Origin of the sequence: Intrasporangium sp. DVR, assembly GCF_040365325.1 — a bacterium.
Taxonomy (GTDB): Bacteria; Actinomycetota; Actinomycetes; order Actinomycetales; family Dermatophilaceae; genus Intrasporangium.
In genome coordinates this window covers 232,599-259,367 of record NZ_BAABZW010000013.1, presented here as the reverse complement: position 1 = coordinate 259,367, position 26,769 = coordinate 232,599, and the positions used below count along the sequence as shown (strand labels likewise).

Here is a 26,769-nt window from a genome sequence, read left to right as displayed (position 1 = left end):
AGAGGGGGGCCGGGGGAGGGTTTAGGGTCGGCTCACCATGGCCAGCCCCACCACGAACCTCGTCAACCTCGAGCGCGTCTCGCTCGTCTTCGGCACCAGCCACGTGCTCGACGACGTCTCTGCCGGCGTCCTCGCCGGGGACCGCATCGGCATCGTGGGTCGCAACGGCGGTGGCAAGTCGACGCTGCTCCGCGTCATCGCCGGCCTCCAGGAGCCGGACGAGGGACGGGTGTCGCGCCAGGGCGGCGCCGGCGGCATCAAGGTGGGGATGTTGTCGCAGGACGACACGCTCGACCCCGGCCACACCGTCCGCGAGGCAGTCCTGCGCGACCGGCCAGAGCACGTGTGGGCCGGAGACCCTCGCATCCGCGACGTCCTGACGGGCCTGCTCGGTGGGATCGACGCGCCCGACGTCGGCGGCCTGGATGCCATCGTGGGTCCGATGTCCGGCGGTGAGCGGCGGCGGCTCGCCCTGGCCCAGCTGCTCGTCGACGACCCCGAGCTGCTCCTCCTCGACGAGCCCACCAACCACCTCGACGTCGAAGGGGTCGCCTGGCTCGCCCACCACCTGGCCACCCAGCGACCGCGGCCCGGCAACGCGACCGTCGCCATCACCCACGACCGATGGTTCCTCGACGCCTACGCCACCCTGACGTGGGAGGTCGAGGCCGGAGGGGTGAGCGCCTTCGAGGGCGGCTATGCGGCCTACGTGCTCGCCAAGGCAGAGCGGGACCGCCTCGCCGGCGTGGTGGCCGATCGCCGCAGCAACCTCATGCGCAAGGAGCTGGCGTGGCTGCGGCGCGGCGCCCCTGCCCGCACGAGCAAGCCGAAGTTCCGCATCGACGCCGCCACCGCCCTCATCGCCGACGAGCCGCCGCCGCGCAACGCGGTAGAGCTCACCTCCTTCGCGACGAAGCGGCTGGGCAAGGACGTCCTCGACCTCGAGGACGCCACGGTCGTCCTCGGCCAGGCCCCGCACGAGCGGACCATCCTCGACCGCGTCACCTGGCGGCTCGCCCCGGGGGAGCGCGTCGGGCTCGTCGGTGTCAACGGCGCCGGCAAGTCGACGCTCCTGCGGGCGCTCACGGGCGAGCAGCCGCTGACGAGCGGCCGGCGCAAGGTCGGCAAGACGGTGGCCATCGCGCACCTGACCCAAGAGGTCCGCGAGCTCGACCGTTTCGCCACCTGGCGCGTCATCGAGGCCATCGAGGACGTCCGCCAGTACACGACCCTCGGCGGCAAGGAGATCAGTGCCTCCCAGCTCGCCACCCGCCTCGGCTTCCCCGGCGGCCGGCAGCAGTCCCGAGTCGGTGACCTCTCCGGCGGTGAACGCCGTCGCCTGCAGCTGACCCGGCTGCTCCTCAGCGAGCCCAACGTCCTGATCCTCGACGAGCCGACCAACGACCTCGACATCGAGACCCTGACCAGCCTCGAGGACGTCCTCGACGGGTGGGCCGGCACACTCATCGTCGTCAGCCACGACCGCTACCTCCTCGAGCGCGCCTGCGACCACCAGCTCGCGCTCCTCGGCGACGGCCACCTCCGCGACCTCCCCGGTGGGGTCGACGAGTACCTCCGCCTCCGCGCCGCCGGCCCACGGAGGGCCGGTCGGGTGCCGGCTCGAGAGGGCTCAGCCCCAGCGAGGACGGGCGTGACCTCGACGAGCCGGCCCAGCGGCATACGGTCCCTCGAGGGTGGGACGGGGCCCGCTCCCGCGGACGCCGCCGGCCCGACGGCAGCGGAAGTGCGGGAGGCGCGCAAGACGATGTCCCGGATCGAGAAGCAGCTGTCCAGGCTGGCCGACCGGGAGGCACGCCTCCACGGTGAGATGGTCACGGCAGCGACCGACCCGGCGGCGCTGGCCGACCTCAACGCGACGCTGCAACAGGTCGTGGCCGAGAAGGAGGGGCTCGAGCTCGAGTGGCTCGAGGCTGCCGAGCTCCTCGAGTGAGGCCGGACGCGTGTCGAGAATCTCAACGTCGAATGTCCCGATAGGTGCTGCGTGACCGGTTGAGGGCCTTTACGGTGGAAGTGGCTTGGGGGACCTCGTAGGGGAGGCGAACCCATGCTCACCAGACGGACCTTTCTCAAGTACACCGGGGCGACCACGCTGACGCTGTTCGCGACCACGGCGGCAGGGCAGCGCATCGCGGTCGCCAGCATCCCGGGCGGCAGCCTCGACCCGGCCAGCGTCGAGAAGTTCGCATCGCCGCTGCTCATCCCACCGGCGATGCCGCGCGCCGGCACGATCCCGTGGCGCGGCGCCAGGAGCGTCGACTACTACGAGATCGCGATGCGACAGTTCGAGCAGCAGGCGCTTCCGCCGCCGCTCCCGCCCACGACGGTCTGGGGCTACGGGCCGGCCGGATCCGGCACGGCACTGCACCACGCGCCCTCCCTGACGATCGAGGCCACCGCCGGTGTCCCCGTCCGGGTTCGCTGGATCAACGACCTCGTCGACGCCGACGGGCGTGCGCTGCCGCACCTGCTGCCGGTCGACCCCACGCTGCACTGGGCGAACCCCCAGCGGCTGCCGGACCGGCACGGGCACCGTTCGACCGACCAGAAGCCGGACTTCACCGGCCGGGTCTTCGTGCCTTCGGACCAGTACCACGACCCGACGACGCAGTACACGACCTACCAGGGCCCCGTGCCGATCGTGACGCACCTGCACGGTGCTGACGGCGTGGGCCAGGAGAGCGACGGCTACACGGAGGCGTGGTACCTGCCCGCCGCGACCGACCTCGACCCTGACCTGGCCACGGGCGGCCGGTGGTACGCCTACCTCGCCGGCCTGGTGCACCAGCGTTTCGGCGTCGCACCGGAGCCGGGCACGCAGACGAGCCAGTACCCCAACGACAACCGGCCCTCCACCCTGTGGTTCCACGACCACGCCCTGGGCATGACGCGCCTGAACGTCTACGCCGGACCCGCGGGGTTCTTCCTGCTCCGCGACGGCTCCGGCGGCGACGGGCCGATCCGTGACGCCCGCACCGGCGGGCGCGGCACCCTCCCCGGGCCGGCGCCACGGCGCACCGACCCGCCTCAGGGCAGGCCCTACTACGAGATCCCGATCGCGATCCAGGACCGGTCGTTCAACAGCGACGGGTCGCTGTTCTACCCCGACTCGCGCACCTTCTTCGACGGCGTCACGGGGCCCTGGCTGCCCGAGTCCGATCTCTCGCCGGTGTGGAACCCCGAGTTCTTCGGCAACACCCTCATCGTCAACGGCCGCGTCTGGCCGCACCTGGCGGTGGAGCAGCGGCGCTACCGGTTCCGAGTTCTCAACGGGTGCCAGTCGCGCGTGCTGCTGCTCGACTTCGGCTCGATCCCGGACGTCGACGTCTGGCAGATCGGCAACGAGGGCGGTCTGCTGCCAGAGGCCGTCCACGTGACCGGTGACCTCAGCGATCGGGTCCTGCTCGGGCCCGCCGAGCGCGCCGACCTCGTCGTCGACTTCACGGACGTCCCACCCGGGGCCTGGGTACTGCACAACGTGGGCCCGGACGAGCCCTTCGGGGGTGGCGAGTTCGAGCCCGCCGACCCTCAGACCACGGGACAGGTCCTGCAGTTCCGGGTCGGCCGCGCGCGCACCCCGGACCGCTCGACACCTCCGCAACACCTCGTGCTGCCCGAGATCCCCGCGCTGCCGGCCGAGGAACGCGTGCGGCGCGTGGCCCTCATCGAGGCCATGTCGATGGCGGCCGAGGAGGCGCCGGCCCGGGCGCTGCTGGGCGTCGTCGTCGGGGACCCGGCCCGGCCGGCCGGGGGGAAGGTGTTCGTCAAGGAATGGCATGACGAGGTCACCGAGGATCCCGACCGGGGCGCGACCGAGCTCTGGGAGATCTACAACACCACCGGAGATGCCCATCCCATCCATGTCCACGAGGTCGCCTTCGAGGTGGTGAGCCGGCAGCCCATCCTCCTCGGAGAGCCCGGTGAAGACCATGGGGGCGCGGAGGAGCACGAGCTCGAACACATCGGCACGGTGACGATTCCCCCTGACAGCTCCCCGCGCGGACCGGAGCCGGGAGAGGCCGGGCGCAAGGACACGGTGATCGCCTATCCCGAGGAGGTGACCCGGATCCGGATGCAGTTCGACACTGCCGGACGCTACGTCTGGCACTGCCACATCCTCGAGCACGAGGACCACGAGATGATGCGTCCGATCCAGGTCGGCCAGCCAGACCCTGACCAGCCCTCCTGACCACCGAAAGAGCAGTTCGCGACGATCGAAAGAGCAGTTCGCGACGCGAGGTGTCGCGAACTGCTCTTTCGATCGGGTGGGGGGCTGTCGCGAACTGCTCCTTCGATCGGGTGGGGGCTGTCGCGAACTGCTCTTTCGATCGGGGTGGATCGGTGCGGGTCAGCGGTTGTCGACGGCCTTGACGTCGACCGTGACGTCCGCCCCCGTCCACAGGTGCGTCAGCACGTAGACCGAACCGGGCGGGATCACCGCCGACTCGTCCGCGGCCGACGTCGCCACCGACCCGGTCAGCTCGCACGAGCTGTCGAGGAAGTACAGGTCGAGGTCGTGGCCCACGGTCGTGTCGGCTGCGCTCGCGCCCGTGACCGCCACGGAGTGCAGCCCGTCGGAGAAGCCGGTCGGCAGCTTCGTCACCCACCCGTCGACCCCCTGCGAGGCCGGTGGGAAGGCACAGGCCGTGTTCATCTCGCTGCCGGTCACGCCGAAGACCGTGGCGAGTCCGGTCGGGTCGCCCGCGGCCGGGTTCGGCACCGAGATAGTGCCCTCGTCCGCGTAGGCCGGGTCCGGGGTCACCGACCCGTTCTCCACCACCGCGCCGGTGCCGAACGCCTCGATCTCGGCGACCTGGGCGTACCTCGTCGTGTCGCCCTGCACCGAGTCGATGAAGAACCGCAGGTAGGCGGCCTTCGTCGGCTTAGCGAGGCGGAACGTCGTGTAGTTGAGGTCGGCGGCCGTCGGCCGCGGTGCCTGGTAGCCGAAGGCCCCGGTCCGCACCGTGGTCCACGTGACCCCGTCGAGGGAGGTCTGGACGGTGAAGTCCTTGACCGCGGAGAACCGCGACGCGTTGGTGGCCTTGAAGGCGCTGACCCGGACCGACGAGACGGTCGCCGTGTCGGCGAGCTTGACCGTGACGCGCTCGTCCGGCCCGGCGTTGTAGGCGCCCGCGGCGTCCTTGCGGGTCGACCACACCGACGCCGCGGTGTCGTCGAAGGCGAACGTCGCCGGCTGGCCGTCGTCCTGGTTCGACACCGAGACGATGGACGCCCCGGCCGCGGTGGACGTGAGGTTGGGGGCGAGCTTGACCACCCTGGGCCGGTTCTTGCCCGCCGCCACCGAGAAGTCCTCGATCGTCTGCGTCCCGAAACCCGGCGCCTGGACCGTCAAGGGATAGGTCCCGGCCACCGCGCGCACCGTGGCACCCCCGGTCGACCCGGTCCGCACGAGCGGGCTGACCCGCGCCTCGAAGACGCCGAGGATGACCTTGGCGCCGGCGATGGGTTGACCCGTCGTCGCGTTGACGAAGGTCAGCGCCACCGTCCCGTTCCTCGCGGCCGCCGGGTGGTCGAACCCCGGCTGCGGGTCGGTCTCGTCACCGGTCGCGGAGACGGCGGAGGCGCCGGCCCCGCGTCGGGCGAACACCGACCAGATGAGGTCCGTGTCGTCGCCGTGGTAGCGGTCGAGGTCCGCTGTCAGGATCGCGTCGCGCTGGTCGAGGAAGGACGGGTTCGGCGCGCTGATCGGCATCGCGTCGGTCACCAGTCGCGCGGCGCGCTCGGCCCCCTCGGCCTTGCCGTGCTTCGCGACGAGCGCCCGGTGCAGGTCCCAGAGGATGGCCGTCCAGATCTCCCCGTCGGCGTGCACCTCGGGCCCCGTGACGTCGTAGCCGATGTCGCCGAAGGTGTTGGGGTTCTCGTTGTAGTCGTAGTTGCGGATGCCGCGCTTCTCGTTGCCGGTCGCATACGCCCCGACGACCGCCCGCGAGGTCTCCAGCCCCTCGGCGTGGGCGTGGTTGAGGGCGTACCAGTCGCCCCAGCCCTCGCCCATCGAGCCCGACTGGTGCGAGCCGAGCGCACCGCCGCCGGCGACGTAGCGGTTCGACAGGCCGTGGCTGTACTCGTGCTGGATCACCGACATGTCGAAGGAGCCGTCCCGGTGGGGCCCTTCGAACGCGTCCTCGATCGGCTCCCACAGGAACATCCCGCTCCACGGTGGGATGCCGTCGTCGAGCGTCAGCATGTAGGCGTTGTCACGCCCGGTGTAGGTGGGCGCACCACCGGACGCCGCTCCCGCCTGCACGAGGCCGCGGATCGCGTCGCCACCGAGTCCACCGTTGCCGCCGTTGTCGGCCTGGAAGTTGCCGCCGCTCTCGGTGAACCCCAGGCGGTAGAGCTGGTCGTGGATGCGGTTGTGGTGGAAGAAGAGGTTCGTCGCGGCCGGGTCGAGGTCCTGCGCGTAGGACGGGGGCACGGTCTGGCCCTTCGTCGCCGCCCACTGGTTGGTGTACTCGTCGTCGAAGTGCCCGTCGGGCGCGACGGGGCGCGGCGCGTTGTCCACTGGGCCGATGAAGTTGGACCAGTTGGCGTAGGAGTCCGCGTTGTTCCCGAGGGTCGTCACGCCGGTCCCGGTCGCTCCGGTGAGGTCGACCCATCCCTTCGGCGACTCCGCGGTCGTCCCGAAGGGGGCCTGACGGGGCTGTCCGCCGCCCGGGGCGCCCGGGTAGTTGTCGTAGACCGTCCCGTGCGGGTCCTCGAACTGGACGACGCCGGCCCGGTGCAGGACCGCTCCCGTGGTGCCGTCGACGATGACCTCCCACGCCTGCGTCTGCTCCTTGATGAAGAACACCTTGTAGGCCGCGACGGGCCCCTCCTTCGTCGGGAAGACGACCTTGCGCGCGTACCCCGGGCCCGCGAAGGGCCCCGGCTCGAACGTCGTGAACCCCGCCTGAGCTCCGCTCACCTTCGGCGCGAAGGCCACGCCGGGGGCCAGCGTCGAGGCGACCTTGAGCAGCGCCCCCGCCTCGCCCAGCACCCACGCGGACCGCATGGTCTCTCCGGGAGCGAGCTCAGCGGCATACGACAGGATCCGCCCGTCCTTGGTCACGGCGACGGTCGCCCGTCCCCCGCGCGCGGAGGGCGCCCCGGCCACGGTCTGCACGAAGGTGACCACGTGCGTCCCGGTCCCGGGCAGTGCGTGGTCCCTCGCGACGGACAGCGCGCTCACCTGCCGCGCCGTCAGGCCGTATGCCGCTGGGCTGGCTCCCAGCCACGAGCGGGCGATGTCGACGGCTGAGCCGGCCCTGGGCCCGGTGAGGTGGCCGTCGGCCCGGAGCGTGCGCAGCGTGCCGAAGCGGGGGTCCCACGTGGCCCGGGCGCCCGGACCGGACCGGGCGACGAGGTCGGCGACGGCGTTCCTCGCGGCTTGGGTCGGGACGACGGCCCGGGTGACGGCTCGGGTGTCGAGCGTCCTCAGCAGGTCGTCGGTGACGTCGGAGAGGGTGTTCGACGGCGGGGGCGTGTCGCTCGCCGAGGGGGCGGCCGCGGCGAGGGGGACGCCCGCTGCGGCGGTGAGGACGCACAGTCCGGCGGCGAGGGCGTGCTTGCGTGTGATGCCCACAGGTTGCTCCTTTGCAGCTCCAGCTGGAGCGGGCCGGGTCGGCCCGTCGGCAGAGCAACGAGGCACAGGGCTCCGGGGCTACGGGTGGTCCGCTACGCGTCCTGCGACTCCAGGGGTGCGAGCATCCGCCGCAGCAGCGAGGCGAGCGTCGCCTGGTCGGCCGCGGACAGCTCGGACAGGAGCGACTTCTCCTGCTCGATGAGGTCGGCCATGGCTGCATCGACCACGTCCCGTCCCTCGGGGGTGAGGCGGACGAGCACCCCACGGCGGTCGGTGGGGTCCGGGCGGCGCTCGACGAAGCCACTGCGCTCCAGGCGGTCGACCCGGTTGGTCATCGTGCCGGACGTCACGAGGGTCTGCTGGACCAGCTGTCCGGGGGAGAGCTCGTACGGCTCGCCGGCGCGGCGCAGGGCGGAGAGGACATCGAACGCCCATCCGTCGAGCAGGTGCACGGAGAAGGCGGATCCGCGGGCGAGGTCGAGTCGGCGAGCGAGCCGCGACACTCGCGACAGAACCTCCAACGGAGTGACGTCGAGGTCTGGACGCTCGCGGCGCCACGCAGAGACGATGACGTCGACGTCATCGACGGACACGCGGTCGGGGCTCATGACCCCACTCTAGGAGCACCGTCAAGAGTCTTGACATCAAGGAAAGTGGGGAGCGCCCATGACCGAGCCGTCGCAGGACCCAGTCTGGGACCCGACCCAGTACGCGCGGTTCGCCGACCATCGCAGCCGTCCGTTCCACGAGCTGGTCGGGCGGATCCCGACACCGGCTCCGCGCCGAGTCGTCGACATCGGGTGCGGGCCGGGCGACCTGACCCTCGGGCTGGCGCGGCGGTGGCCCGACGCGCGAGTCGTCGGCGTCGACAGCTCGCCGGAGATGCTCGCGCAGGCTCGTTCTCGTGACGTCGAGGGACGGGTCGAGTGGGTCGAGTCGCGGGCCGAGGAGTGGGACCCCGTCCTCAGCGGGGACGCAGCCGTCGACGTCATCGTCACCAACGCGACCCTGCAATGGGTGCCCACCCACCTGCGCCTCATCCCGGCGTGGTTCGAGGCACTGGCTGCCGGTGGGACCTTCGCGATGCAGGTGCCGGCCAACTTCGACGCGCCGTCCCACCGGCTCATGCGCGAGGTCGCAGCCCGGCACCGTCGCGCGGCCGAGCTTGCTCCCGGCCTCGACCGGGTGCGGTCCGTCGCCCTGCTCGAGACGTATGCAGCACTGCTGCTCGACCTGGGCGCCGAGGTCGATGCCTGGGAGACGACCTACCTGCAGGTGCTCCCCGCCGAGGAGGGCGGGGAGCACCCGGTGCTCGGTTGGGTCCGCAGCACCGGGCTCCGTCCCGTCCTCGGCGCCCTGACCGACGAGGAGGACCGCGCGGCGTTCATCGCCGACTACGCGCGCGAGCTGGAGGAGGCCTACCCTCGCCGCAGCTACGGAGTGCTCTTCCCGTTCACCCGCTTCTTCACGGTGGCCCACAAACGGGGGTGAGCGCGACCCCGGCGACCGCAAACGGGCCGAAAGGCGCGAAAAGCGTGTCATGAATTGCGGGCGACATCGTCTACCAGGTGACGGCGGGTCCCAGACTCCCGGTCGTCAGGGGAGGGAGTGCCTCTGACGGGACCTGGCCGCCGTCGGGCTTCGCCCGTCCGGGGAGTTTGGTGGAGGGGACTCCTCGGACGGGCGAAGCCTTAACACCCACCCTCCCGAGGCTCTGAATCCGGCCGACTCGACGAAGTTCTGGCCCGCTTGGCACACTGGTCTGGCACCGGGGGACGTCGGAAGGTTCTGTGCGTGGCGGCTGACATGTCGATGTGGTCGAGCGAGGCGTGGTCCTCGGCTGCTGACATGTACCTTCTGTCCCGCAGCAGGGAGGGGTCGGCCGAGGCCTTCGGCGAGCTCTGGCGGCGTCATCTGCCGGCCGCCTACGCCGTCGCCGGCAAGTACCGGGGCCGCACCGCGGCGGAGGACATCGTCGCCGAGGCGTCCGCCCGGGTCTTCGCGCTGATCCAGGAGGGCAAGGGCCCGGACGAGCACTTCCGCGCCTACTTCCTCTCGGCCGTCCGGTCCGTCGCCATCGACCACGGTCGACGCGAGCTCAAGGTCGTGCCCGCCGAGGACGAGACCTTGGAGCAGCTCGGCGAGCCCGTCGTCAACAACCTCGAGGGCGTCGAGCAGGAGTTCGACGCCGACCTGATCCGGGCCGCCTTCCGCGGCCTGTCAGAGCGCGACCAGCGGGTCCTCTGGCACACCACGGTCGAGGGCGACGCTCCCCGCACCCTCGCTCCTGTCCTGGGGATGTCGGCCAACGCCGTGAGCGCCAGTGCGATGCGCGCCCGCGAGGCGTTGCGCGCGCAGTACCTCGACGCCTGTGCCGAGCGCAGCCTCCCCGGGGCCGACAGCGACGAGTGTCGGTGGGCCATCGCGCACCTGGGAGCCCACGTCCGGGGGCGCCTGCCCAAGCGGCAGAAGGCCCGCGTGGAGGAGCACCTGCGCACCTGCCGGCACGCGGCGACCGTCGCGGCCGACCTGCACGCCATCCATGCGGAGTTCCCTTCTCTCATCGTCCCGTTCGTGTTCCTCGCCGGACTGGGCACCGCCGGGTTCGTCAATGCAACGGCGTTGGCGGGTGTCACGGCGGCGGCCGCCACCACCGGCGCCGCCGGCGCCACCACCGGCGCCGCCGGCGCCACCACCGGCTCCGCCGGCGCCACCACCGGCTCCGCCGCAGGTGGAGTCGCCGCTGCGGCCCCGCTGGCGACCGCCGCGCCCCCGACCGCACCGCCCGGGGCGGGACTCGGTGACTCGCTCAGTCAGCTCGCCGGTCGGGCAACGACCCTGGTGGCCGGTGTCGCGATCGCGGCCGGGCTGGCCAGCGCGGCCCCGGTCCCGGTCGAGCGCGCTGCCGCGGCGCCGGGCCCGGTCGTGACGTCCCCCGCCGCCCCTGCCCCCGCACCCACGCCGTCCCCGTCGACGCCGTCTCCGACCACTCCGCCGCCGGCGACCCGGACCCCCGCGCCGACGCGCAGCGTGGCATCTCCTCCAGCGCGGGCGCCGCGCCCGACTCCCGCCCGCAGCACGTCGCCGGCGCCACCCCCGCCGCGGACGCCGGAGACCCGCACGCCACCGCCCAGCCGCCCACCGGCACCCGCACCGGTCGGGTCAGCGGCCGAGGCCTCCGTCCACGTCGTCCAGCAGCGGGAGTCGACGCGGTTCCTGCTGCGCGTCAGAGGGGTCGACGGACCGGTGACGATCGTCGTGACCACCCCGTCCGGCGGCGAGCTCACGCTCCGCAACAGCTCGTGGGACTGTGCGAGCCTCACCGCTGCGTCCATCCGCTGCACCGGCGGGGACGGTCAGGCGATGCTGCTCCAGTCGGGCCTGGACGCGCCCGCACCGATCCGGGTGACCATCACCGAGTCGAGCGGCGCCACCCGCACCCAGACGCTCTCGCTGGGCTGACGACCATCCGCGGCGCCGCGTCACCGACGGCCACCCGGCCCGGTCGTCGCGTCAGCGGCGCGAGACGAGCGTGGGGGAGCGGTCGAGCCCCGCGAGGCCGTTCCACGCGAGGTTGACCAGGTGCGCGGCGACCTGTTCCTTCTTGAACTTCCTCCGGTCGAGCCACCACTGACCCGTCAGAGCCACCATCCCGACGAGCATCTGCGCGTGGATCGGGGCCGACTTGGGGTCGAGGCCGCGTTGCTTGAACTCCACCGCCAGGAGGTGCTCCACGCGGGTGGCCACGACGCCGAGGACGCTCGCGAACGACCCCGTCGACTGCCCCGGCGGTGAGTCACGCACGAGGATCCGAAAGCCCTCGGAGTCGCTGTCGATGTAGTCGAGCAGCGCCAGCGTCGCCCGCTCGAGAAGGTGCCGCGCGCCCACTCCGCCCTCGAGAGCAGCGGTGATTCCGCCCAGCAGGCGCTGGATCTCGCGGTCGACGACGACGGCGTACAGCCCCTCTTTCCCGCCGAAGTGCTCGTAGACGACCGGCTTGGAGACCTTCGCCCGGGAGGCGATCTCCTCGACGGTGGCCGCCTCGAAGCCCTTGTCCGCGAAAACTCGTCGACCCACGTCGATGAGCTGCTCACGCCGCTCGGGTCCGGTCATCCGGTTGCGGGTGCGTGAGGGCCGGGGTGCTTCGGCGGGGTCAGGGGTCACGTGCCCAGTGTGGTCCATCGTCGGGGAGTGCCGGGCTGCGCGCCCAGCCACGCGCTCCCCGGGCAGGAGTCGAACCTGCGTCGCTTGTCCTGATTCAAAGTCAGGCGGGCCCTGCCGACAGACCAACCGGGGAATGCTCCGGCGCCACGCCGGGACCACCACAGGGTAGTCCAGCCCGCACGTCGACCCGGCCACCCCTCGAAGGCCGCCCGGCAGCGGCGCCGGGCCCAGCGGCATACGGCCCTGTGATCCCCGACACCCCCGCTCCGGTCTGGCGGCGAGCGGCGTTCCGCTGCGCTAGTAGCATGGGCGCGGCGCCCCGGCGGCACACCCGGGGAGGACGCCACCCCCACCAGGAGGAGCTGCCACCCGTGAGCGATCGTCGGCCGACCGCCGTGATCGTCCTCGCCGCCGGCGAGGGCACGCGCATGAAGTCCACCACCCCGAAGGTCCTGCACACGATCGGTGGGCGTTCCCTCGTCGGCCATGCGATGCGGGCGGCTCGAGGGATCGACCCGTCGCACCTGGCGGTCGTCGTCCGGCACGAGCGGGACCGCGTCGCGGCGCACATCGCCGAGCACGACGAGGACGCGATCATCGTCGACCAGGACGAGGTCAAGGGCACCGGCCGGGCGGTCGAGTGCGCCCTCGAGGCGCTGCCCCGCGACCTGACCGGGACCATCGTCGTGACCTACGGCGACGTGCCGCTGCTGACCTCCGAGACGCTCGACCAGCTGTGCGCGGTGCACGCCGCCGCCGACGACGCCGTCACCGTCCTCACCGCGCTGCTGGAGGACCCCACCGGCTACGGCCGGGTCATCCGCGGCGTGGACGGGGCGGTCGAGGCGATCGTCGAGCAGAAGGACGCCACCGAGGAGCAGCGCGCGGTCCGCGAGATCAACAGCGGCCTCTACGCCTTCGACGCCGCCCTGCTGCGTGAGGCGCTCGCCGAGATCGGCACCGACAACGCCCAGGGCGAGAAGTACCTCACCGACGTCGTCGCCGTCGCGCGCCGGCGCGGGCTCACCGTGCACGCGCACGTCATCGAGGACATCTGGCAGACCGAGGGCGTCAACGACAAGGTGCAGCTGGCCCGGCTCGGGGCGGAGCTCAACCGCCGCACCGTCGAGCAGGCGATGCGTGACGGCGCGATCGTCATCGACCCGGCGACGACCTGGATCGACTCCGACGTCACGATCGGAGCGGACACGGTGATCCATCCGGGCACGCAGATCCACGGTGCCTCGACGATCGGGTCCGAGTGCGTGATCGGACCCGACACGACCCTCACGGACGTCGAGGTGGGCGACCGGGCGAGCGTCGTGCGCACCCTGGCCGAGCTCGCCGTCATCGGGCCGGACGCGACCGTCGGCCCCTTCTCCTACCTGCGCCCCGGCACCAACCTCGGCACCCGGGGCAAGATCGGCGGGTTCGTCGAGACGAAGAACGCGACGATCGGCACCGGCGCCAAGGTGCCCCACCTGACCTACTGCGGTGACGCGACGATCGGCGAGGGCGCCAACATCGGCGCCGGCACGATCTTCGCCAACTACGACGGAGTGACCAAGGGTCACACCAACGTCGGGGCGTGGAGCTTCGTGGGCAGCAACTCGGTCATCGTCGCGCCGCGCACGATCGCCGACGGCGCCTACGTCGCCGCGGGATCGGCCGTCGTCAGCGACGTCGGTCCCGGACAGCTGGCCGTCACCCGAGCCCAACAGCGCAACATCGATGGCTGGGTCGCGCGGCGCCGCGCCGGCACGAAGACCGACGAGGCTGCCCGAGCGGCCAGCGAGACGAAGGGTGGCGACCGATGAGCACCATCAACAAGACGACCGAGAAGCACCTCATGGTGTTCTCCGGCCGGGCCCACCCCCAGCTCGCGCAGGAGGTCGCCCAGGCTCTGGGGACCGAGCTCGTGCCGACGAGCGCCTACGACTTCGCCAACGGCGAGATCTACGTCCGCTACGAGGAGTCGGTGCGCGGCTGCGATGCCTTCGTCATCCAGAGCCACACCTCGCCGATCAACGAGTGGATCATGGAGCACCTCATCATGGTCGACGCGCTGAAGCGGGCCTCGGCCAAGCGGATCACCGTCGTCCTGCCGTTCTACGGCTACGCCCGCCAGGACAAGAAGCACCGCGGCCGCGAGCCGATCTCCGCCCGGCTCATGGCCGACCTCTTCAAGGTCGCTGGAGCCGATCGCCTCATGGCGGTCGACCTGCACACGGCACAGATCCAGGGCTTCTTCGACGGACCGGTCGACCACCTCATGGCCATGCCGATCCTCACCGACTACGTCAACACCAAGTACGGCCACCTCGACCTCGCCGTCGTCTCGCCGGACGCCGGGCGGATCAAGGTCGCCGAGGACTGGTCGACCCGTCTCGGGGGCGTGCCGCTCGCGTTCATCCACAAGACGCGCGACATCAACCGGCCCAACGAGGTGATGGCCAACCGCGTCGTCGGCGAGATCAAGGGGCGGGTGTGCATCCTCGTCGACGACATGGTCGACACCGCCGGGACCATCACCAAGGCGGCCGATGCGCTCATGGACGAGGGCGCCAAGGCCGTCATCATCGCCGCGACCCACGCCATCCTGTCGGGCCCGGCGGTCGACCGGCTCAAGGCGTGCAAGGTCGACGAGGTCGTCGTCACCAACACGCTCCCGATCCCCGATGACCGGCGCTTCGACAAGCTGACCGTCCTGTCCATCGCCCCGCTCGTGTCCCAGGCGATCCGCGAGGTCTTCGAGGACGGGTCGGTCACCAAGCTGTTCGACGGCAAGGCCTGACCCGCCGGGGTCGGGAGAGAGGCGCGAGCGTCTTCGCTCCGCGCCGCGGTCAGGCGCGCGGTCAGGCGCGCGGTCAGGCGCGCGCGGCCCGGCGCGCCCGGTAGGCGGCCGTGTGGGCCCGGGCGGCGCACCCGCCGTCGCAGTAGCGCCGCGACCGGTTCTTCGACAGGTCCACGATGACGTCGTCGCAGTCGTCGCCCTCGCAGATCCTCAGTCGGTCCAGGCCGCCGGCGCGCACCACGTCGACCATCCCGAACGCGAACTCCACGGCCATCCGCTCGGCGAGCGGGGCCTCGAGGGGGGTGGCGTGGATGTGCCAGCCGAGCCCGTCATGGTCGACGAGCCGAGGGACTGCTCCGGCCTCGCTCAGCATGTCGTTGACGAGGCGGACCGTCTCGGCCTCGTCGGTCTCCCAGAAGCGCCGGAGCTGGGGCCGGAGCCCACGGACCGCCTCCAGCTCGGCCTGGTCGCGGTCGAAGCGGCCGGTCCACGGCTTGCCGGCGAAGAAGGCCGCCAGGTCCTCCACCGTCGTCAGGGAGTCCGGTGAGGTGTCACCGGGAAGCGAGCCGGGCATGGTGTTGACCAGCTCGGCGCCCCAGAGGAGCGCCTCCTCGGCGTCATGGGTGAACACGCTCTTGACTCCTGACATCGACGGTGACTACCGTCATGAGTCTAATTCCTTTGACTCCTGACAGGGGGACCTGCCGTGACCCACCGGCACCCGCTTCTCGGCCTCGGTGCCGCGCTGGCGTCGTCGGCCGCCTTCGCGACGTCGGGAGCGTTCGCGAAGTCCCTGCTCATCGGCGGATGGACACCGGGAGCCGTGGTCACCCTCCGCATCACGATCGCCGCCGCAGTCCTCCTCCTGCCGACCCTCTGGGTCCTGCGGGGCCGCTGGCCCGTGCTGCGACGCAGCGCCCGCCTCGTCATCGGCTACGGGCTGACCGGCGTCGCCGGCTGCCAGCTCGCCTACTTCTACGCGGTCAGCCACCTGTCGGTGGGCGTGGCGCTCCTGCTCGAGTACCTCGCACCGGTCCTCATCGTCGGGTGGCTGTGGCTCCGCCACCGGCAGGCACCACGGCCGCTCACGGTCGTCGGAGTGGTCCTCGCGATGGCCGGCCTGCTGCTCGTCCTCGACGTGCTGGGCGGCATGCGCCTCAGCGCCGCCGGCGTCCTCTGGGGTCTCACCGCCGCCGTGTCCCTCGTCCTCTACTTCCTCATCACCGCGCAGGTCGACGAGGACCTGCCGCCGATCGCGCTGGCCGGATCCGGCCTCGCGGTGGGGGCGGCCGTGCTCTGGCTCGCGTCCCTGGTCGGCGTGCTCGACACGACTCGGGGGGCCGCGACGGTCGTCGTGGGCGCGGCGACCGTGCCCTGGTGGGTGCCCGTCCTCGTCATCTCGATCGTGGCGGCGGCGTTCGCCTACGTCGCCGGGGTGGCGGCCGTGCGGATGCTCGGCGCCAAGGTGGCCTCCTTCGTCGCGCTGTCCGAGGTCCTCTTCGCGGTCCTCTTCGCCTGGCTGGTTCTCGCCGAGCTGCCGACGCCGGTGCAGCTTGTGGGTGGCGCCCTCATCGTCGCCGGCCTCGTCGCGGTCCGTGCCGACGAGTCCCGCGGTGGGGGCCACGCGGCCGTCGGTGCCGCCGCGGCGGCCGACGTCGCTGCGGGCGACCTCGACGAGGACTACGCCGCCGAGCTGCTTCCCACGGGCGCCCTCAACCCTGATCCCGGGACCCGCGAGTCCTGAGCTTCCGGCCCCGACGGCACCATCGATTTCGTGGCTCCGCCGGGCATCGGTAAGATCGACTGGTTGCCTCGGCGAGGGACGCTGCACGGCTGCCAGCCGTGGGTCCGTGATCGACGCGGTGGATCCTGGACTTCGGTCCGGTCCGCCCCTGCGTGCGGACCGCCAGCCACCCGCGCATCGTCCCGCGTCGAGGCCCACACCGCAGCTCACCACCGAGACTTCAGGAGTACCCGTGTCTGACGCCACCAAGCTCGTCGCCGAGAAGCGCACCGACTTCGGCAAGGGCGCCGCCCGCAAGATCCGCCGCGCCGGCAACATCCCCGCCGTCATGTACGGCCACGGCACCGCGCCCGTCCACATCTCGCTGCCGGGACACGACACGTTCCAGGCGCTCAAGCACACCAACGCGCTGCTGACCATCGTCGTCGACGGCGATGAGCAGCTGGCCCTCGCCAAGGACGTCCAGCGCGACCCGATCAAGCCGATCATCGAGCACGTCGACCTCGTCGTCGTCCGCAAGGGCGAGAAGGTCACCGTCGACGTCTCCGTCCACCTCGAGGGTGAGGCGGCACCCGAGACCGTCGTCACGCTGGACCACAACACCCTCCAGCTCGAGGCGCTCGCCACCAACATCCCCGAGCAGGTCGTCGTCTCGGTCGAGGGACTGAAGGCCGGCACGCAGGTCCTCGCGGGCTCCATCGAGCTGCCCGAGGGCTCGACGCTCGTCACCGACCCGGAGGCCCTCGTCGTCAACGTCACGCAGGCCATCTCCGAGGAGGCCCTCGAGGCCGAGCTCGCCGAGGCCGAGGCCGAGGCCGGCATCGAGCACGAGGCGCCCGCCGAGGAGGCCGAGGCCGCCGAGGGCGAGGCCGCCGAGGGCGACACGGCCGAGTCGACCGAGTCCACCGAGTCCTGATCCCGGCTCTCTCGACGTGATCGACCGCCCCGGTCGCCGGTCGATCACGTCGGACCCGCCCGGAGCCTGTCCGCTGCGATCGACCGAGGAGGGCCATGGACACCTGGCTCGTCGTCGGGCTGGGCAACCCCGGGCCGGCCTATGCCGGTAACCGGCACAACGTCGGTGCCATGGTCGTCGACGAGCTCGTGGGCCGCCACCGGCTCGGTTCGTTCAAGGTGCACCGGTCGAGGGCCCGCGTCGTCGAGGGCCGCTTCCGGGTGCCGGGGCCGAAGGTCGTGCTCGCCGTCCCCCTCACCTACATGAACGTCTCCGGCGGGCCCGTTGCCGGCCTGCTCAGCTACTTCGGGGTTCCCGTCGAGCGGCTCATCGTGGTGCACGACGAGCTCGACGTCGAGGCCGGGCTCGTCCGCCTCAAGCGGGGCGGCGGCGAGGGCGGTCACAACGGCCTGCGCTCGGTCAGCGCGTCGATCGGCTCCAAGGAGTACCTCCGGGTGCGCGTCGGCATCGGACGCCCGCCCGGGCGGCAGGACCCGGCCGAGTTCGTCCTCCGGGACTTCTCCAAGCAGGAGAGGACGGAGCTGCCCTTCCTGCTCGACGAGGCGGCCGACGCGGTGGAGGCGCTCGTCGAGATCGGTCTGCTCGACGCACAGCAGCGCTTCCACGCGCCCCGGCCCTGACCCACCTCCGTCGCCGTATGCCGCTGGGCTCGGTCCCGGCGTCCGTTCCCGCCGCTGGTGGGCGGAGCGGAGGGTCCTGGCGTGTCTGCGGTGAGACCTAGACTGGGGGACCTGATGCCTCATGCACTTCTGCCCGTGTTCCGGGCTCTTCCCGATGTCCAGGCCGTCCTCGATCAGGTCGGTCGCGCACGCCTCGTCGACGTCTCGACCTCCGATGGGTCCCGACCGTTCCTCGTGGCCTCGCTCGTCGAGGGCGTGGCGCAGCAGGCCGGGGCCGGTGGTGCCGCACCGATCGTCGTCGTCACGGCGACCACCCGTGAGGCCGAGGACCTGGCCACTGCCCTCGGTGCCTTCCTCCCCGCTGACGGCATCGCGGTCTTCCCCAGCTGGGAGACGCTCCCGCACGAGCGGCTCTCACCCCGCAGTGACACGGTCGGTCGGCGGCTGGCCGTGCTGCGCCGGGTCACGCACCCTGACCCGACGGACCCGAGCTACGGTCGGCTCTCCGTCATCGTGGCGCCTGTCCGCGCGCTGCTGCAGCCGATCACCAAGGGCCTGGGTGAGCTCGTCCCGGTGCGGCTCCGGGCGGGCGACGAGCGACCCCTCGAGGACGTCGTCGACGCCTTGGCCGCCGCGGCCTACACGAGGACCGACCTCGTCGAGCGCCGGGGTGAGTTCGCCGTCCGCGGTGGCATCCTCGATGTCTTCCCGCCGACCGAGGAGCACCCGGTCCGCGTCGAGTTCTGGGGCGACACGGTCGAGGAGGTGCGCTGGTTCAAGGTGGCCGACCAGCGGTCGCTCGAGATCGCGGAGCACGGCCTGTGGGCCCCACCGTGCCGCGAGGTCCTGCTCACTCCGGAGGTGCGCGCTCGGGCCAGGACGCTGGCCGACCAGCTCCCGGGTGTCTCGGAGATGCTCGCCAAGGTCGCGGAGGGGATCGCGGTCGAGGGCATGGAGTCCCTGGCCCCCGCTCTCGTCGACGGGATGGAGTCGGTCCTCGACGTCCTGCCCACCGAGGCGCTCATCCTCCTGGCCGATCCCGAGCGGATCCGGCGTCGGGCGCACGACCTCGTCGCGACGAGTGCCGAGTTCCTCGAGGCCAGCTGGGCCAACGCCGCAGCCGGCAACGAGGTGCCTGTCGACCTCCAGTCCATCCTCGGCTCGGCCTCCTACTGGACGCTCGCCGAGGTGCGGGCCCACGCGCTGGCGCACGACCGGCCGTGGTGGACCGTGACACCCTTCGCGGCCGACGAGGGGCTCGACATCGAGGACGACGACGTCGACGCGCGACTCACGGTCGGCACGACCGACTCCGAGGCCTTCCGAGGGGATACCGGGCGGGCCGTCGACCACCTGCGCGAGCGCGCGGCGCAGGGCTGGACCGTCGCGGTCATCACCGAGGGCCCCGGCCTGGCGAAGCGCGTGGAGGAGGTTCTCCGGGACGAGGAGGTGCCCGTCCGACTGCTCGCCGGCGGCGAGGTCGAGCCGGGAGTCGTCAGCGTCTGCACGGCCCCGCTCGGGCGCGGTTTCGTCCACGACGCCGGGCGCATCGAGGTGCTCACGGAGACCGACCTCACCGGACAGCCCGGTGGCACGTCGACGAAGGACATGCGCCGGATGCCCTCGCGCCGGCGCAACCAGGTCGACCCCCTCCAGCTGCGGCCGGGCGACCACGTCGTGCACGAGCAGCACGGTGTCGGCCGCTTCGTCGAGATGATGCAGCGGACCGTCGCGGGAGCGACCCGCGAGTACCTCGTCATCGAGTACGCCCCGTCGAAGCGGGGGCAGCCGGGGGACCGTCTCTACGTGCCCACCGACCAGCTGGACCAGGTGACGAAGTACGTCGGTGGCGAGGAGCCCACGCTCAACAAGATGGGCGGCTCCGACTGGACCAAGACCAAGTCGCGGGCCAAGCGTTACGTCAGGCAGATCGCTGCGGACCTGATCCGTCTCTACAGCGCCCGGCAGGCGACGAAGGGCCATGCGTTCAGCCCGGACACCCCGTGGCAGCGCGAGCTCGAGGATGCGTTCGCCTACGTCGAGACGCCCGACCAGCTCTCGAGCATCGACGAGGTCAAGGCCGACATGGAGAAGCAGGTCCCGATGGACCGTCTCATCTGTGGCGACGTGGGCTACGGAAAGACGGAGATCGCCGTGCGAGCCGCCTTCAAGGCGATCCAGGACGGCAAGCAGGTCGCCATCCTCGTGCCGACGACGTTGCTCGTCAGCCAGCACTTCCAGACCTTCTCGGAGCGCTACGCCCAGTTCCCCGTCAAGGTGAAGGCGCTCTCGCGGTTCCAGTCCGACAAGGAGGCCAAGGAGGTGCTCGAGGGGCTCGCCGACGGCACCATCGACCTCGTCATCGGTACGCATCGGCTGCTGGCCAAGGACATCCGATTCAAGGACCTCGGTCTCGTCGTCGTCGACGAGGAGCAGCGCTTCGGGGTGGAGCACAAGGAGCTGCTCAAGACGCTGCGGACCGCGGTCGACGTCCTGTCGATGTCGGCCACGCCGATCCCGCGCACCCTGGAGATGGCCGTGACCGGCATCCGCGAGATGTCCACCCTGGCCACGCCGCCCGAGGAGCGCCACCCGGTCCTGACCTTCGTCGGGGCCTACGACGAGAAGCAGATCACCGCCGCGATCCGTCGTGAGCTGCTGCGCGAGGGCCAGGTCTTCTTCATCCACAACAAGGTGAGCAGCATCGAGCGGGCCGCATCGAGGCTGCGGGAGCTCGTGCCTGAGGCGCGGATCACGACGGCGCACGGCAAGATGGGCGAGCACCGGCTCGAGCAGGTCGTCGAGGACTTCTGGCAGAAGCGCTCCGACGTCCTCGTGTGCACGACCATCGTCGAGACCGGTCTCGACATCTCCAACGCCAACACCCTGATCGTCGAGCGCGCCGACATGCTGGGCCTGTCCCAGCTGCACCAGCTGCGCGGCCGGGTGGGGCGCGGCCGTGACCGCGCCTACGCCTACTTCCTCTATCCGCCGGAGAAGCCGCTCACCGAGACCGCCCACGACCGCCTGCGGACCATCGCGAGCCACACCGACCTCGGATCCGGCATGCAGGTCGCGATGAAGGACCTCGAGATCCGCGGCGCCGGCAACCTGCTCGGTGGCGAACAGTCCGGGCACATCGCCGGGGTCGGTTTCGACCTCTACGTGCGGCTCATCGGGGAGGCCGTCGCCGACTTCCGAGGGGACGGCGAGACGGCGCCCGCCGAGATCAAGATCGAGCTGCCGGTCGACGCGCACCTGCCCCACGACTACGTGCCGGGAGAACGACTGCGTCTCGAGGCCTACAAGAAGCTCGCCACCGTCGAGTCGTTCGACGCTGTCGACGAGATCGAGGCGGAGCTGCGCGACCGCTACGGCGCACCCCCCAAGCCGGTCGAGAACCTCCTCGAGGTGGCCCGGCTCCGAGTCGTCGCGCGCAAGGCGCGGATCGGCGACGTCGGCGTCCAGGGCAAGCACGTTCGCTTCGGGCCGGTCACGGACCTGCGTGAGAGCCAGCAGCTGCGGCTCATGCGGCTCTACCCGGGGACGATCCTCAAGGAGGCCCTCGGCACCATCCTCGTGCCCGCCCCGATGACCGCCCGGGTCGGCGGCAAGCCACTGCGGGATGTCGACATCCTGACCTGGGCGAGACAGCTGATCACCGCCGTGCTGCTCGACGACATCGCTGCTGCGGCAGGGGCCTCGGCGGCCGCGTCGACCGCCCCGTAACGGCCGCGTCGACCGCCCCGTAAGATGACACCCGGATCCGTCCGAGGAGGAGTCAAGTGAAGCAAACGTCGGTCCGCGCCCGGTCATCCCAGCGCGTCGCAGCGGCCGTTCTCGTGGGGCTGACGTCCGTCGCCCTGCTCAGCGGCTGCGGCTTCGAGGCCAGGCAGCAGGGCGCCGCCGTGGTGAACGGGGACGTCATCCACGAGGACGAGGTGGAGGAGACCGCACGCCAGCTTCGTGAGGCCAAGTTCGACTTCCCCGAGAACATCGTCGTCACCGCGCTCGTCGCCGCGCCCCTCCTCGAAAAGGCCATCAGCGAGTCCAAGAGCTGGGAGCCGGATGCGACCTATGCCAGTGCGATCGCCGCGATGCCGGGCGCCACGGACACGACGAAGGAGTTCGTGTCGGCCGTTGCCATGATCCAGTCCGGCCGGATGACCGAGGAGGACGTCGCGCGCTACCGCGACAACCTCGCCAAGGCCGACATCAAGGTGAACCCCCGCTACGGCGAGCTCGTGCCGTCCGAGGAGGGGCCCGTGTTCTTCACCATCGGCCAGAAGCGGCCCAACTGGATCGTCGCCCCCGCCGAATGACGGGTCCGACGAGCGACTACGGCCCCGACGACCGCCGCGTCGTCCTGCTCGTCTCGACGCCACGCGTCGCCCCCGGCGTGCTCACCCGTGACGCGTGGGCTGCGCTCGCGGCCGCCCGGCAGGTGTGGGCCGGCCCCGACGAGCCGCAGGCCGAGGCCATCGCGGAGGCGGGCGTCGACGTCCTCGCCCGCGACCGAGCTGACGCGCCCTCGTTGGCTCGGCAGCTCGTCTCCGCCGCCGACAGCGGCACGGTCGTGTGGGTCGGCTCGGCAGACGGCGACCCCGGCCTCAACGAGGCCATCGCAACGGAGGTGACCCGACTGCCGGAGCCCCCCGATGTCGAGGTGCTGGTCGGGGCGTTCGACCTCCCGGGCGCCCGCCTGCTCGACGTCGTCGCCGTCATGGACCGGCTCCGGTCACCCGGCGGCTGCCCGTGGGACGCGAAGCAGACGCACCAGAGCCTCGTTCCCTACCTTCTCGAGGAGGCCCACGAGGCGGTCGAGGCCCTCGAGACGGGCGACACCGACCACATGCGTGAGGAGCTCGGTGACCTGCTGCTCCAGATCGCCTTCCACTCCCGAGTCGCGGAGGAGCACCCCACTGCGCCGTTCGACATCGACGACGTGGCTGGTGAGCTCGTGCAGAAGCTGGTGCGCCGGCACCCGCACGTCTTCGCCGATGTCGATGCTGACACCCCCGAGGCCGTCGAGGCCAACTGGGAGACGATCAAGGCGTCCGAGAAGGAGCACCGCCTCCATCCGCTCGAGGGCGTTCCGTCCAGCCTCCCTGCCCTGGCCCGCGCCGAGAAGTACGTCGGCCGGCTCGAGAAGGCCGGTCGGAGCGACCTGCTCGACGCGGCCGAGGCCGCCGGTGACCTCGGCGCCCAGCTGCTCACCATGGTGCGCCGCGCCCGGTCGTCCGGCGTCGACGCCGAGGGAGCCCTGCGCGAGACCCTTCGCCGACTCGCGGAGGCGAGCGAGGGCCCACCCCGAGCGGACTGAGCGGACCCGCGGAGCCGGCTCAGCGGCGTACGACCCTCCCGCGGTCGGCCCGCGCCCCCGCGTCTGGTCCGGGCGGGACGAGGCCGGCGGCGAGGATCACCGCCGTCGCAACCCCCGCCACGCCGTGGCGCACAAGCCTCATTCCCGCACCTTCTGCGGACACGCTCATGGTCAGGCGCAGTGGCCGGCGCCGCCGGAGGAGGAGGTCCCGCGGTCCGTCAGTAGGCCCCGCGCGAGCTGAGCACGGCGCGCAGCGTCTTGATGACGATCGACAGGTCCTGCACCAGGGACCAGTTGTCGACGTAGTAGAGGTCGAGCCGGACGGTGTCCTCCCACGACAGGTCGCTGCGGCCCGACACCTGCCACAGGCCCGTCATCCCGGGCCGCACGTGGAGCCGACGCTGGACGTCGGTGGAGTAGCGCCGCACCTCCGCCGGGAGAGCCGGGCGGGGGCCGACCAGGCTCATGTCGCCGCGCAGCACGTTGACCAGCTGGGGCAGCTCGTCGATCGAGTAACGCCTGATGAAGCGGCCGACCGGGGTGACGCGGGGGTCGCGCTGGGCCTTGAACAGGACGTGCCCGGGATCATGGCTCAGGTGCGTCAGCCCGGACAGCTGGGCCTCGGCGTCGACGACCATGCTGCGCAGCTTCAGGCACTCGAAGAGGTTGCCGTCGCGACCGACCCGGGTCTGGCGGAAGAGGATCGGGCCACCGTCATGCACCTTGATCGCGATGGCCACAGCGAGGATGAGCGGAGCGCACACGAGCAGGCTTGCGGACGCGCCGACGACGTCGAAGACCCGCTTGAGGCTGCGGCTCGCGCCGAGGCTCTGCGGCTGCTCGACGTGGACGAGGGGGAGGCCACCGACGGGCCGCATCATGATGCGGCCGGAGGAGATGTCGCTGAGGCTCGGGACCACGGCCATCTGGACGTGGTGGCCCTCGAGATCCCACGCGATGCGTCGGAAGTCCGTCGACGACTCGAAGGCACCCTCGGTGAACACGACGAGGTCGGCCTCGTGGTCCCGTGTGGCCAGGGCGGTGTCGGTGCTCAGGCCGACGACCGGCAGGCCACGGGGCGTGGCGGTCAGCCGCTGCGACGGGGGCAGCAGGGCCCCGACGATCCGGTAGCCGAGCCACGACTCCCGGTCGAGCACCGCGGCCACCTCGTCGACGTGCCCGGCCGAGCCCGCGATGAGCACCCGGGTGAGCAGGTGCCCGCGGTGATGCAGTCGGTGGACGAGACGGCGAGCCGAGAAGCGCCAGAGCAGCAGCAGCGGCACTCCGACGACGAACAGCAGGACGAAGAAGCCGCGGGACAGGTTGAACTTCGTCAGGTAGCTGATGATCCCGATGAGCCCGGCCGTCATGCCTGCGGCGGCCAGGACCCGGGCGTACTCAGTCGTCCCCACCCCGAGGTCGGTGCGCTCGTACGTGCCCACGACGACGTTGACGAGCATCCAACCGAGGACGATCCAGACGCCGACGGACTGGGCCACCGTGGCGATGTCGTCCGTGGCCCGGAAGATCGTCAGCCGGTGGCGTCCCACGGCCGCCAGCACCGCAGCGCCGGAGATCACGGCGAGGTCGCCCAGGGCCAGACCCACCTGGAGGATCCGCACGCTGCGGGTGCGGTCGGTGTGCGGCTGGACCACGGGCCGGGAGGCGACGTCGGGCATCATGCCGGCTTCGTGCACGGACTGGACCATGTCTCGATGAACACCCACCCCCGGCACACCTCGGCGCCGACCCTGTTGACGGAACGCTCTTCCCCCCGAGCGAACCCTTGAGAGTATGCCCCGCTGCGGGGGACGGCGGCAAAGAAATGACCGGGAAACGGGTGCACGGGAGGTTTCGGCGACAGGTGGGACCGGATGCCGGGTCGGTCGTCGGGGCACGCGGGGGGACGGGCTACGCTCGGGATCGTCACGATCCTCACAGCGACGTGAGCATCCCAGCCCGACCGGTTCGACCGACCACAGGAGCAAGAGTGGCCACCATTGAGGAGATTGGCGCCCGCGAGATCCTTGACTCGCGAGGTAACCCCACCGTCGAGGTCGAGATCCGTCTCGACGACGGGACGTTCGCCCGGGCAGCTGTGCCGTCCGGCGCGTCGACCGGGGCCTTCGAGGCATCGGAGCGACGCGACGGGGACAAGGGGCGCTACCTCGGCAAGGGGGTCGAGCAGGCCGTCGACGCCGTGATCGAGCAGATCAACCCGCGTCTCGTCGGCTACGACGCCAGCGAGCAGCGCCTCATCGACGCCGAGATGATGACCCTCGACGGGTCCGCCACCAAGGAGAACCTCGGCGCCAACGCCATCCTCGGCGTCTCCCTCGCCGTTGCGCACGCTGCCGCGGAGTCAGCCGGGCTGCCCCTCTTCCGGTACGTCGGCGGCCCCAACGCCCACGTCCTGCCCGTCCCGATGATGAACATCCTCAACGGTGGGTCGCACGCGGACACCAACGTCGACATCCAGGAGTTCATGGTCGCCCCGATCGGGGCGCCGACCTTCCGCGAGGCCCTCCGCTGGGGGACCGAGGTCTACCACTCGCTCAAGAAGGTCCTGCACGACCGCGGCCTGTCCACCGGGCTCGGCGACGAGGGTGGCTTCGCACCGAACCTCGAGTCCAACCGGGCCGCGCTCGACATCATCGTCGAGGCCATCAGGGCCGCCGGCTACGTGCCCGGCAAGGACGTCGCCCTCGCGCTCGACGTGGCCGCGTCCGAGTTCCACCAGGAGGGCGGCTACGCCTTCGAGGGCGCGACCAAGTCGGCCGACGAGATGATCGACTACTACGCCGAGCTCGTCGACTCCTACCCGCTCGTGTCCATCGAGGACCCGCTCAACGAGGAGGACTGGGACGGCTGGAAGGCCATCACCGACCGGCTCGGCGAGAAGGTGCAGCTCGTCGGTGACGACCTCTTCGTCACCAACCCCGAGCGGCTCGGCCGGGGCATCGCGACCCGCACGGCCAACGCCCTCCTCGTCAAGGTCAACCAGATCGGCACCCTCACCGAGACGCTCGACGCCGTCACGCTGGCCCAGAGCAACGGCTACCGGTGCATGATGAGCCACCGCTCAGGCGAGACGGAGGACGTCACCATCGCGGACCTCGCCGTCGCGACCAACTGCGGCCAGATCAAGACCGGCGCTCCCGCGCGCTCGGAACGGGTCGCCAAGTACAACCAGCTGCTCCGCATCGAGGAGGAGCTCGACGACGCCGCCACCTACGCGGGTGCGGGCGCCTTCCCGCGCTTCGACGTGTCGCGCTACGAGGGCTGACGCGACGACCCGGACACTGGAGGACTGATGGCAGACCGCACCCCGTCCCGTTCGGGCGGCAACGACCGGTCCCGGTCGAGCCGTGGCCCGGGGGGCGGGGGTCGGTCCAGCGCAGCGCGCCCGGGGCCGCGGCCCGCTTCGGGCACCGGCAGACCCGCGACGAGGGCCGGCTCGCCCGGCGCCCCCATGAGCGGGTCGAAGCCCGCGTCGAAGGCGGCGCCGGGGCGCACTGGTGGACCCCGCACCGGGCCGGCCCGCGGGG

The 26,769-nt window shown here is 71.6% G+C and carries 19 protein-coding genes and 1 tRNA gene; 13 read left to right on the top strand and 7 right to left on the bottom strand.

Going from position 1 to position 26,769, the window contains the following annotated elements:
- The first annotated feature begins 37 nt into the window (after window positions 1-37).
- Both ABWV20_RS10815 and ABWV20_RS10810 read left to right on the top strand, forming a co-directional pair.
- Entirely contained in the window at window positions 38-1,951 is a 1,914-nt protein-coding gene (locus ABWV20_RS10815; RefSeq protein WP_353355160.1) for an ABC-F family ATP-binding cassette domain-containing protein, read from the top strand.
- Between the two features lie 114 nt (window positions 1,952-2,065).
- Window positions 2,066-4,207 carry a multicopper oxidase family protein gene (locus ABWV20_RS10810; protein WP_353355159.1) on the top strand — a complete coding sequence of 714 codons (2,142 nt, stop codon included), beginning with the start codon at window positions 2,066-2,068 and terminating at the stop codon, window positions 4,205-4,207.
- A gap of 159 nt (window positions 4,208-4,366) precedes the next feature.
- On the opposite strand, the gene ABWV20_RS10805 is transcribed toward ABWV20_RS10810, so the two are convergent.
- The gene (locus tag ABWV20_RS10805) at window positions 4,367-7,600 is read right to left on the bottom strand and encodes a M36 family metallopeptidase (protein WP_353355158.1); all 3,234 of its coding nucleotides are present in this window, start codon (window positions 7,598-7,600) and stop codon (window positions 4,367-4,369) included.
- A gap of 92 nt (window positions 7,601-7,692) precedes the next feature.
- Entirely contained in the window at window positions 7,693-8,208 is a 516-nt protein-coding gene (locus ABWV20_RS10800) for a MarR family winged helix-turn-helix transcriptional regulator (RefSeq protein WP_353355157.1), read from the bottom strand.
- A gap of 58 nt (window positions 8,209-8,266) precedes the next feature.
- Here ABWV20_RS10800 and ABWV20_RS10795 point away from each other — a divergent pair, with 58 nt between their 5' ends.
- Both ABWV20_RS10795 and ABWV20_RS10790 read left to right on the top strand, forming a co-directional pair.
- Entirely contained in the window at window positions 8,267-9,091 is an 825-nt protein-coding gene (locus ABWV20_RS10795; protein ID WP_353355156.1) for a methyltransferase domain-containing protein, read from the top strand.
- A gap of 303 nt (window positions 9,092-9,394) precedes the next feature.
- Window positions 9,395-11,062, top strand: a complete 1,668-nt coding sequence (locus tag ABWV20_RS10790; protein WP_353355155.1) for a sigma-70 family RNA polymerase sigma factor — start codon at window positions 9,395-9,397, stop codon at window positions 11,060-11,062.
- 51 nt (window positions 11,063-11,113) lie between these two features.
- Here the strand turns inward: ABWV20_RS10790 and ABWV20_RS10785 are convergent, their stop codons facing one another.
- Entirely contained in the window at window positions 11,114-11,713 is a 600-nt protein-coding gene (locus ABWV20_RS10785) for a TetR/AcrR family transcriptional regulator (RefSeq protein ID WP_353355201.1), read from the bottom strand.
- 105 nt (window positions 11,714-11,818) lie between these two features.
- A tRNA-Gln gene (locus ABWV20_RS10780) sits at window positions 11,819-11,897 on the bottom strand.
- Between the two features lie 238 nt (window positions 11,898-12,135).
- On the opposite strand from ABWV20_RS10780, the gene glmU reads away from it, so the two are divergent.
- Together glmU and ABWV20_RS10770 are read left to right on the top strand one after the other, a co-directional pair.
- A complete protein-coding gene (gene glmU, locus ABWV20_RS10775) occupies window positions 12,136-13,581 on the top strand; it encodes a bifunctional UDP-N-acetylglucosamine diphosphorylase/glucosamine-1-phosphate N-acetyltransferase GlmU (RefSeq protein WP_353355154.1) in 1,446 nt (481 codons plus the stop codon).
- The gene (locus ABWV20_RS10770) at window positions 13,578-14,558 is read left to right on the top strand and encodes a ribose-phosphate diphosphokinase (RefSeq protein WP_353355153.1); all 981 of its coding nucleotides are present in this window, start codon (window positions 13,578-13,580) and stop codon (window positions 14,556-14,558) included. Before glmU ends, ABWV20_RS10770 begins: the two co-directional genes overlap by 4 nt.
- Before the next feature lie 73 nt (window positions 14,559-14,631).
- Here ABWV20_RS10770 and ABWV20_RS10765 read toward each other — a convergent pair whose 3' ends face one another.
- A complete protein-coding gene (locus ABWV20_RS10765; RefSeq protein WP_353355152.1) occupies window positions 14,632-15,207 on the bottom strand; it encodes a CGNR zinc finger domain-containing protein in 576 nt (191 codons plus the stop codon).
- Between the two features lie 57 nt (window positions 15,208-15,264).
- Here ABWV20_RS10765 and ABWV20_RS10760 point away from each other — a divergent pair, with 57 nt between their 5' ends.
- From ABWV20_RS10760 to ABWV20_RS10735, 6 genes are all read left to right on the top strand, one after another.
- Complete coding sequence (locus tag ABWV20_RS10760; protein WP_353355151.1) at window positions 15,265-16,302, top strand: EamA family transporter; 1,038 nt, start codon at window positions 15,265-15,267, stop codon at window positions 16,300-16,302.
- Between the two features lie 232 nt (window positions 16,303-16,534).
- Complete coding sequence (locus ABWV20_RS10755) at window positions 16,535-17,218, top strand: 50S ribosomal protein L25/general stress protein Ctc (protein WP_353355150.1); 684 nt, start codon at window positions 16,535-16,537, stop codon at window positions 17,216-17,218.
- A gap of 95 nt (window positions 17,219-17,313) precedes the next feature.
- Window positions 17,314-17,898: an aminoacyl-tRNA hydrolase gene (gene pth / locus ABWV20_RS10750; RefSeq protein ID WP_353355149.1), complete on the top strand. Its 585-nt coding sequence runs from the start codon at window positions 17,314-17,316 to the stop codon at window positions 17,896-17,898.
- Window positions 17,899-18,012: 114 nt separating this feature from the next.
- A complete protein-coding gene (mfd, locus tag ABWV20_RS10745) occupies window positions 18,013-21,627 on the top strand; it encodes a transcription-repair coupling factor (protein WP_353355148.1) in 3,615 nt (1,204 codons plus the stop codon).
- A gap of 56 nt (window positions 21,628-21,683) precedes the next feature.
- Window positions 21,684-22,220, top strand: coding sequence for a hypothetical protein (locus tag ABWV20_RS10740; RefSeq protein WP_353355147.1), 537 nt, complete (start codon window positions 21,684-21,686; stop codon window positions 22,218-22,220).
- Window positions 22,217-23,221 (top strand): nucleoside triphosphate pyrophosphohydrolase, encoded by a 1,005-nt coding sequence (locus ABWV20_RS10735; RefSeq protein WP_353355146.1) that lies wholly within the window; start codon window positions 22,217-22,219, stop codon window positions 23,219-23,221. The genes ABWV20_RS10740 and ABWV20_RS10735 overlap by 4 nt, the downstream gene beginning before the upstream one ends.
- Window positions 23,222-23,240: 19 nt before the next feature.
- Here the strand turns inward: ABWV20_RS10735 and ABWV20_RS10730 are convergent, their stop codons facing one another.
- Complete coding sequence (locus tag ABWV20_RS10730; protein ID WP_353355145.1) at window positions 23,241-23,363, bottom strand: hypothetical protein; 123 nt, start codon at window positions 23,361-23,363, stop codon at window positions 23,241-23,243.
- 76 nt (window positions 23,364-23,439) lie between these two features.
- Window positions 23,440-24,948, bottom strand: coding sequence for a sugar transferase (locus ABWV20_RS10725; RefSeq protein WP_353355144.1), 1,509 nt, complete (start codon window positions 24,946-24,948; stop codon window positions 23,440-23,442).
- A 263-nt stretch (window positions 24,949-25,211) separates the two neighbouring features.
- Between ABWV20_RS10725 and eno the strand changes: the two genes are divergently transcribed.
- The gene (eno, locus tag ABWV20_RS10720) at window positions 25,212-26,507 is read left to right on the top strand and encodes a phosphopyruvate hydratase (RefSeq protein WP_353355143.1); all 1,296 of its coding nucleotides are present in this window, start codon (window positions 25,212-25,214) and stop codon (window positions 26,505-26,507) included.
- Window positions 26,508-26,769: the final 262 nt, after the last annotated feature.

What these genes read in the sequence shown, in the direction of transcription:
- ABWV20_RS10735 (WP_353355146.1), top strand. Translation starts at nt 22,217, where the DNA reads ATGACGGGTCCGACGAGCGACTACGGCCCCGACGACCGCCGCGTCGTC.
- ABWV20_RS10785 (WP_353355201.1), bottom strand. Translation starts at nt 11,713, where the DNA reads ATGACCGGACCCGAGCGGCGTGAGCAGCTCATCGACGTGGGTCGACGA.
- ABWV20_RS10730 (WP_353355145.1), bottom strand. Translation starts at nt 23,363, where the DNA reads ATGAGGCTTGTGCGCCACGGCGTGGCGGGGGTTGCGACGGCGGTGATC.
- ABWV20_RS10765 (WP_353355152.1), bottom strand. Translation starts at nt 15,207, where the DNA reads ATGTCAGGAGTCAAGAGCGTGTTCACCCATGACGCCGAGGAGGCGCTC.
- pth (WP_353355149.1), top strand. Translation starts at nt 17,314, where the DNA reads ATGGACACCTGGCTCGTCGTCGGGCTGGGCAACCCCGGGCCGGCCTAT.
- ABWV20_RS10810 (WP_353355159.1), top strand. Translation starts at nt 2,066, where the DNA reads ATGCTCACCAGACGGACCTTTCTCAAGTACACCGGGGCGACCACGCTG.
- ABWV20_RS10795 (WP_353355156.1), top strand. Translation starts at nt 8,267, where the DNA reads ATGACCGAGCCGTCGCAGGACCCAGTCTGGGACCCGACCCAGTACGCG.
- ABWV20_RS10770 (WP_353355153.1), top strand. Translation starts at nt 13,578, where the DNA reads ATGAGCACCATCAACAAGACGACCGAGAAGCACCTCATGGTGTTCTCC.
- mfd (WP_353355148.1), top strand. Translation starts at nt 18,013, where the DNA reads ATGCCTCATGCACTTCTGCCCGTGTTCCGGGCTCTTCCCGATGTCCAG.
- ABWV20_RS10800 (WP_353355157.1), bottom strand. Translation starts at nt 8,208, where the DNA reads ATGAGCCCCGACCGCGTGTCCGTCGATGACGTCGACGTCATCGTCTCT.
- ABWV20_RS10815 (WP_353355160.1), top strand. Translation starts at nt 38, where the DNA reads ATGGCCAGCCCCACCACGAACCTCGTCAACCTCGAGCGCGTCTCGCTC.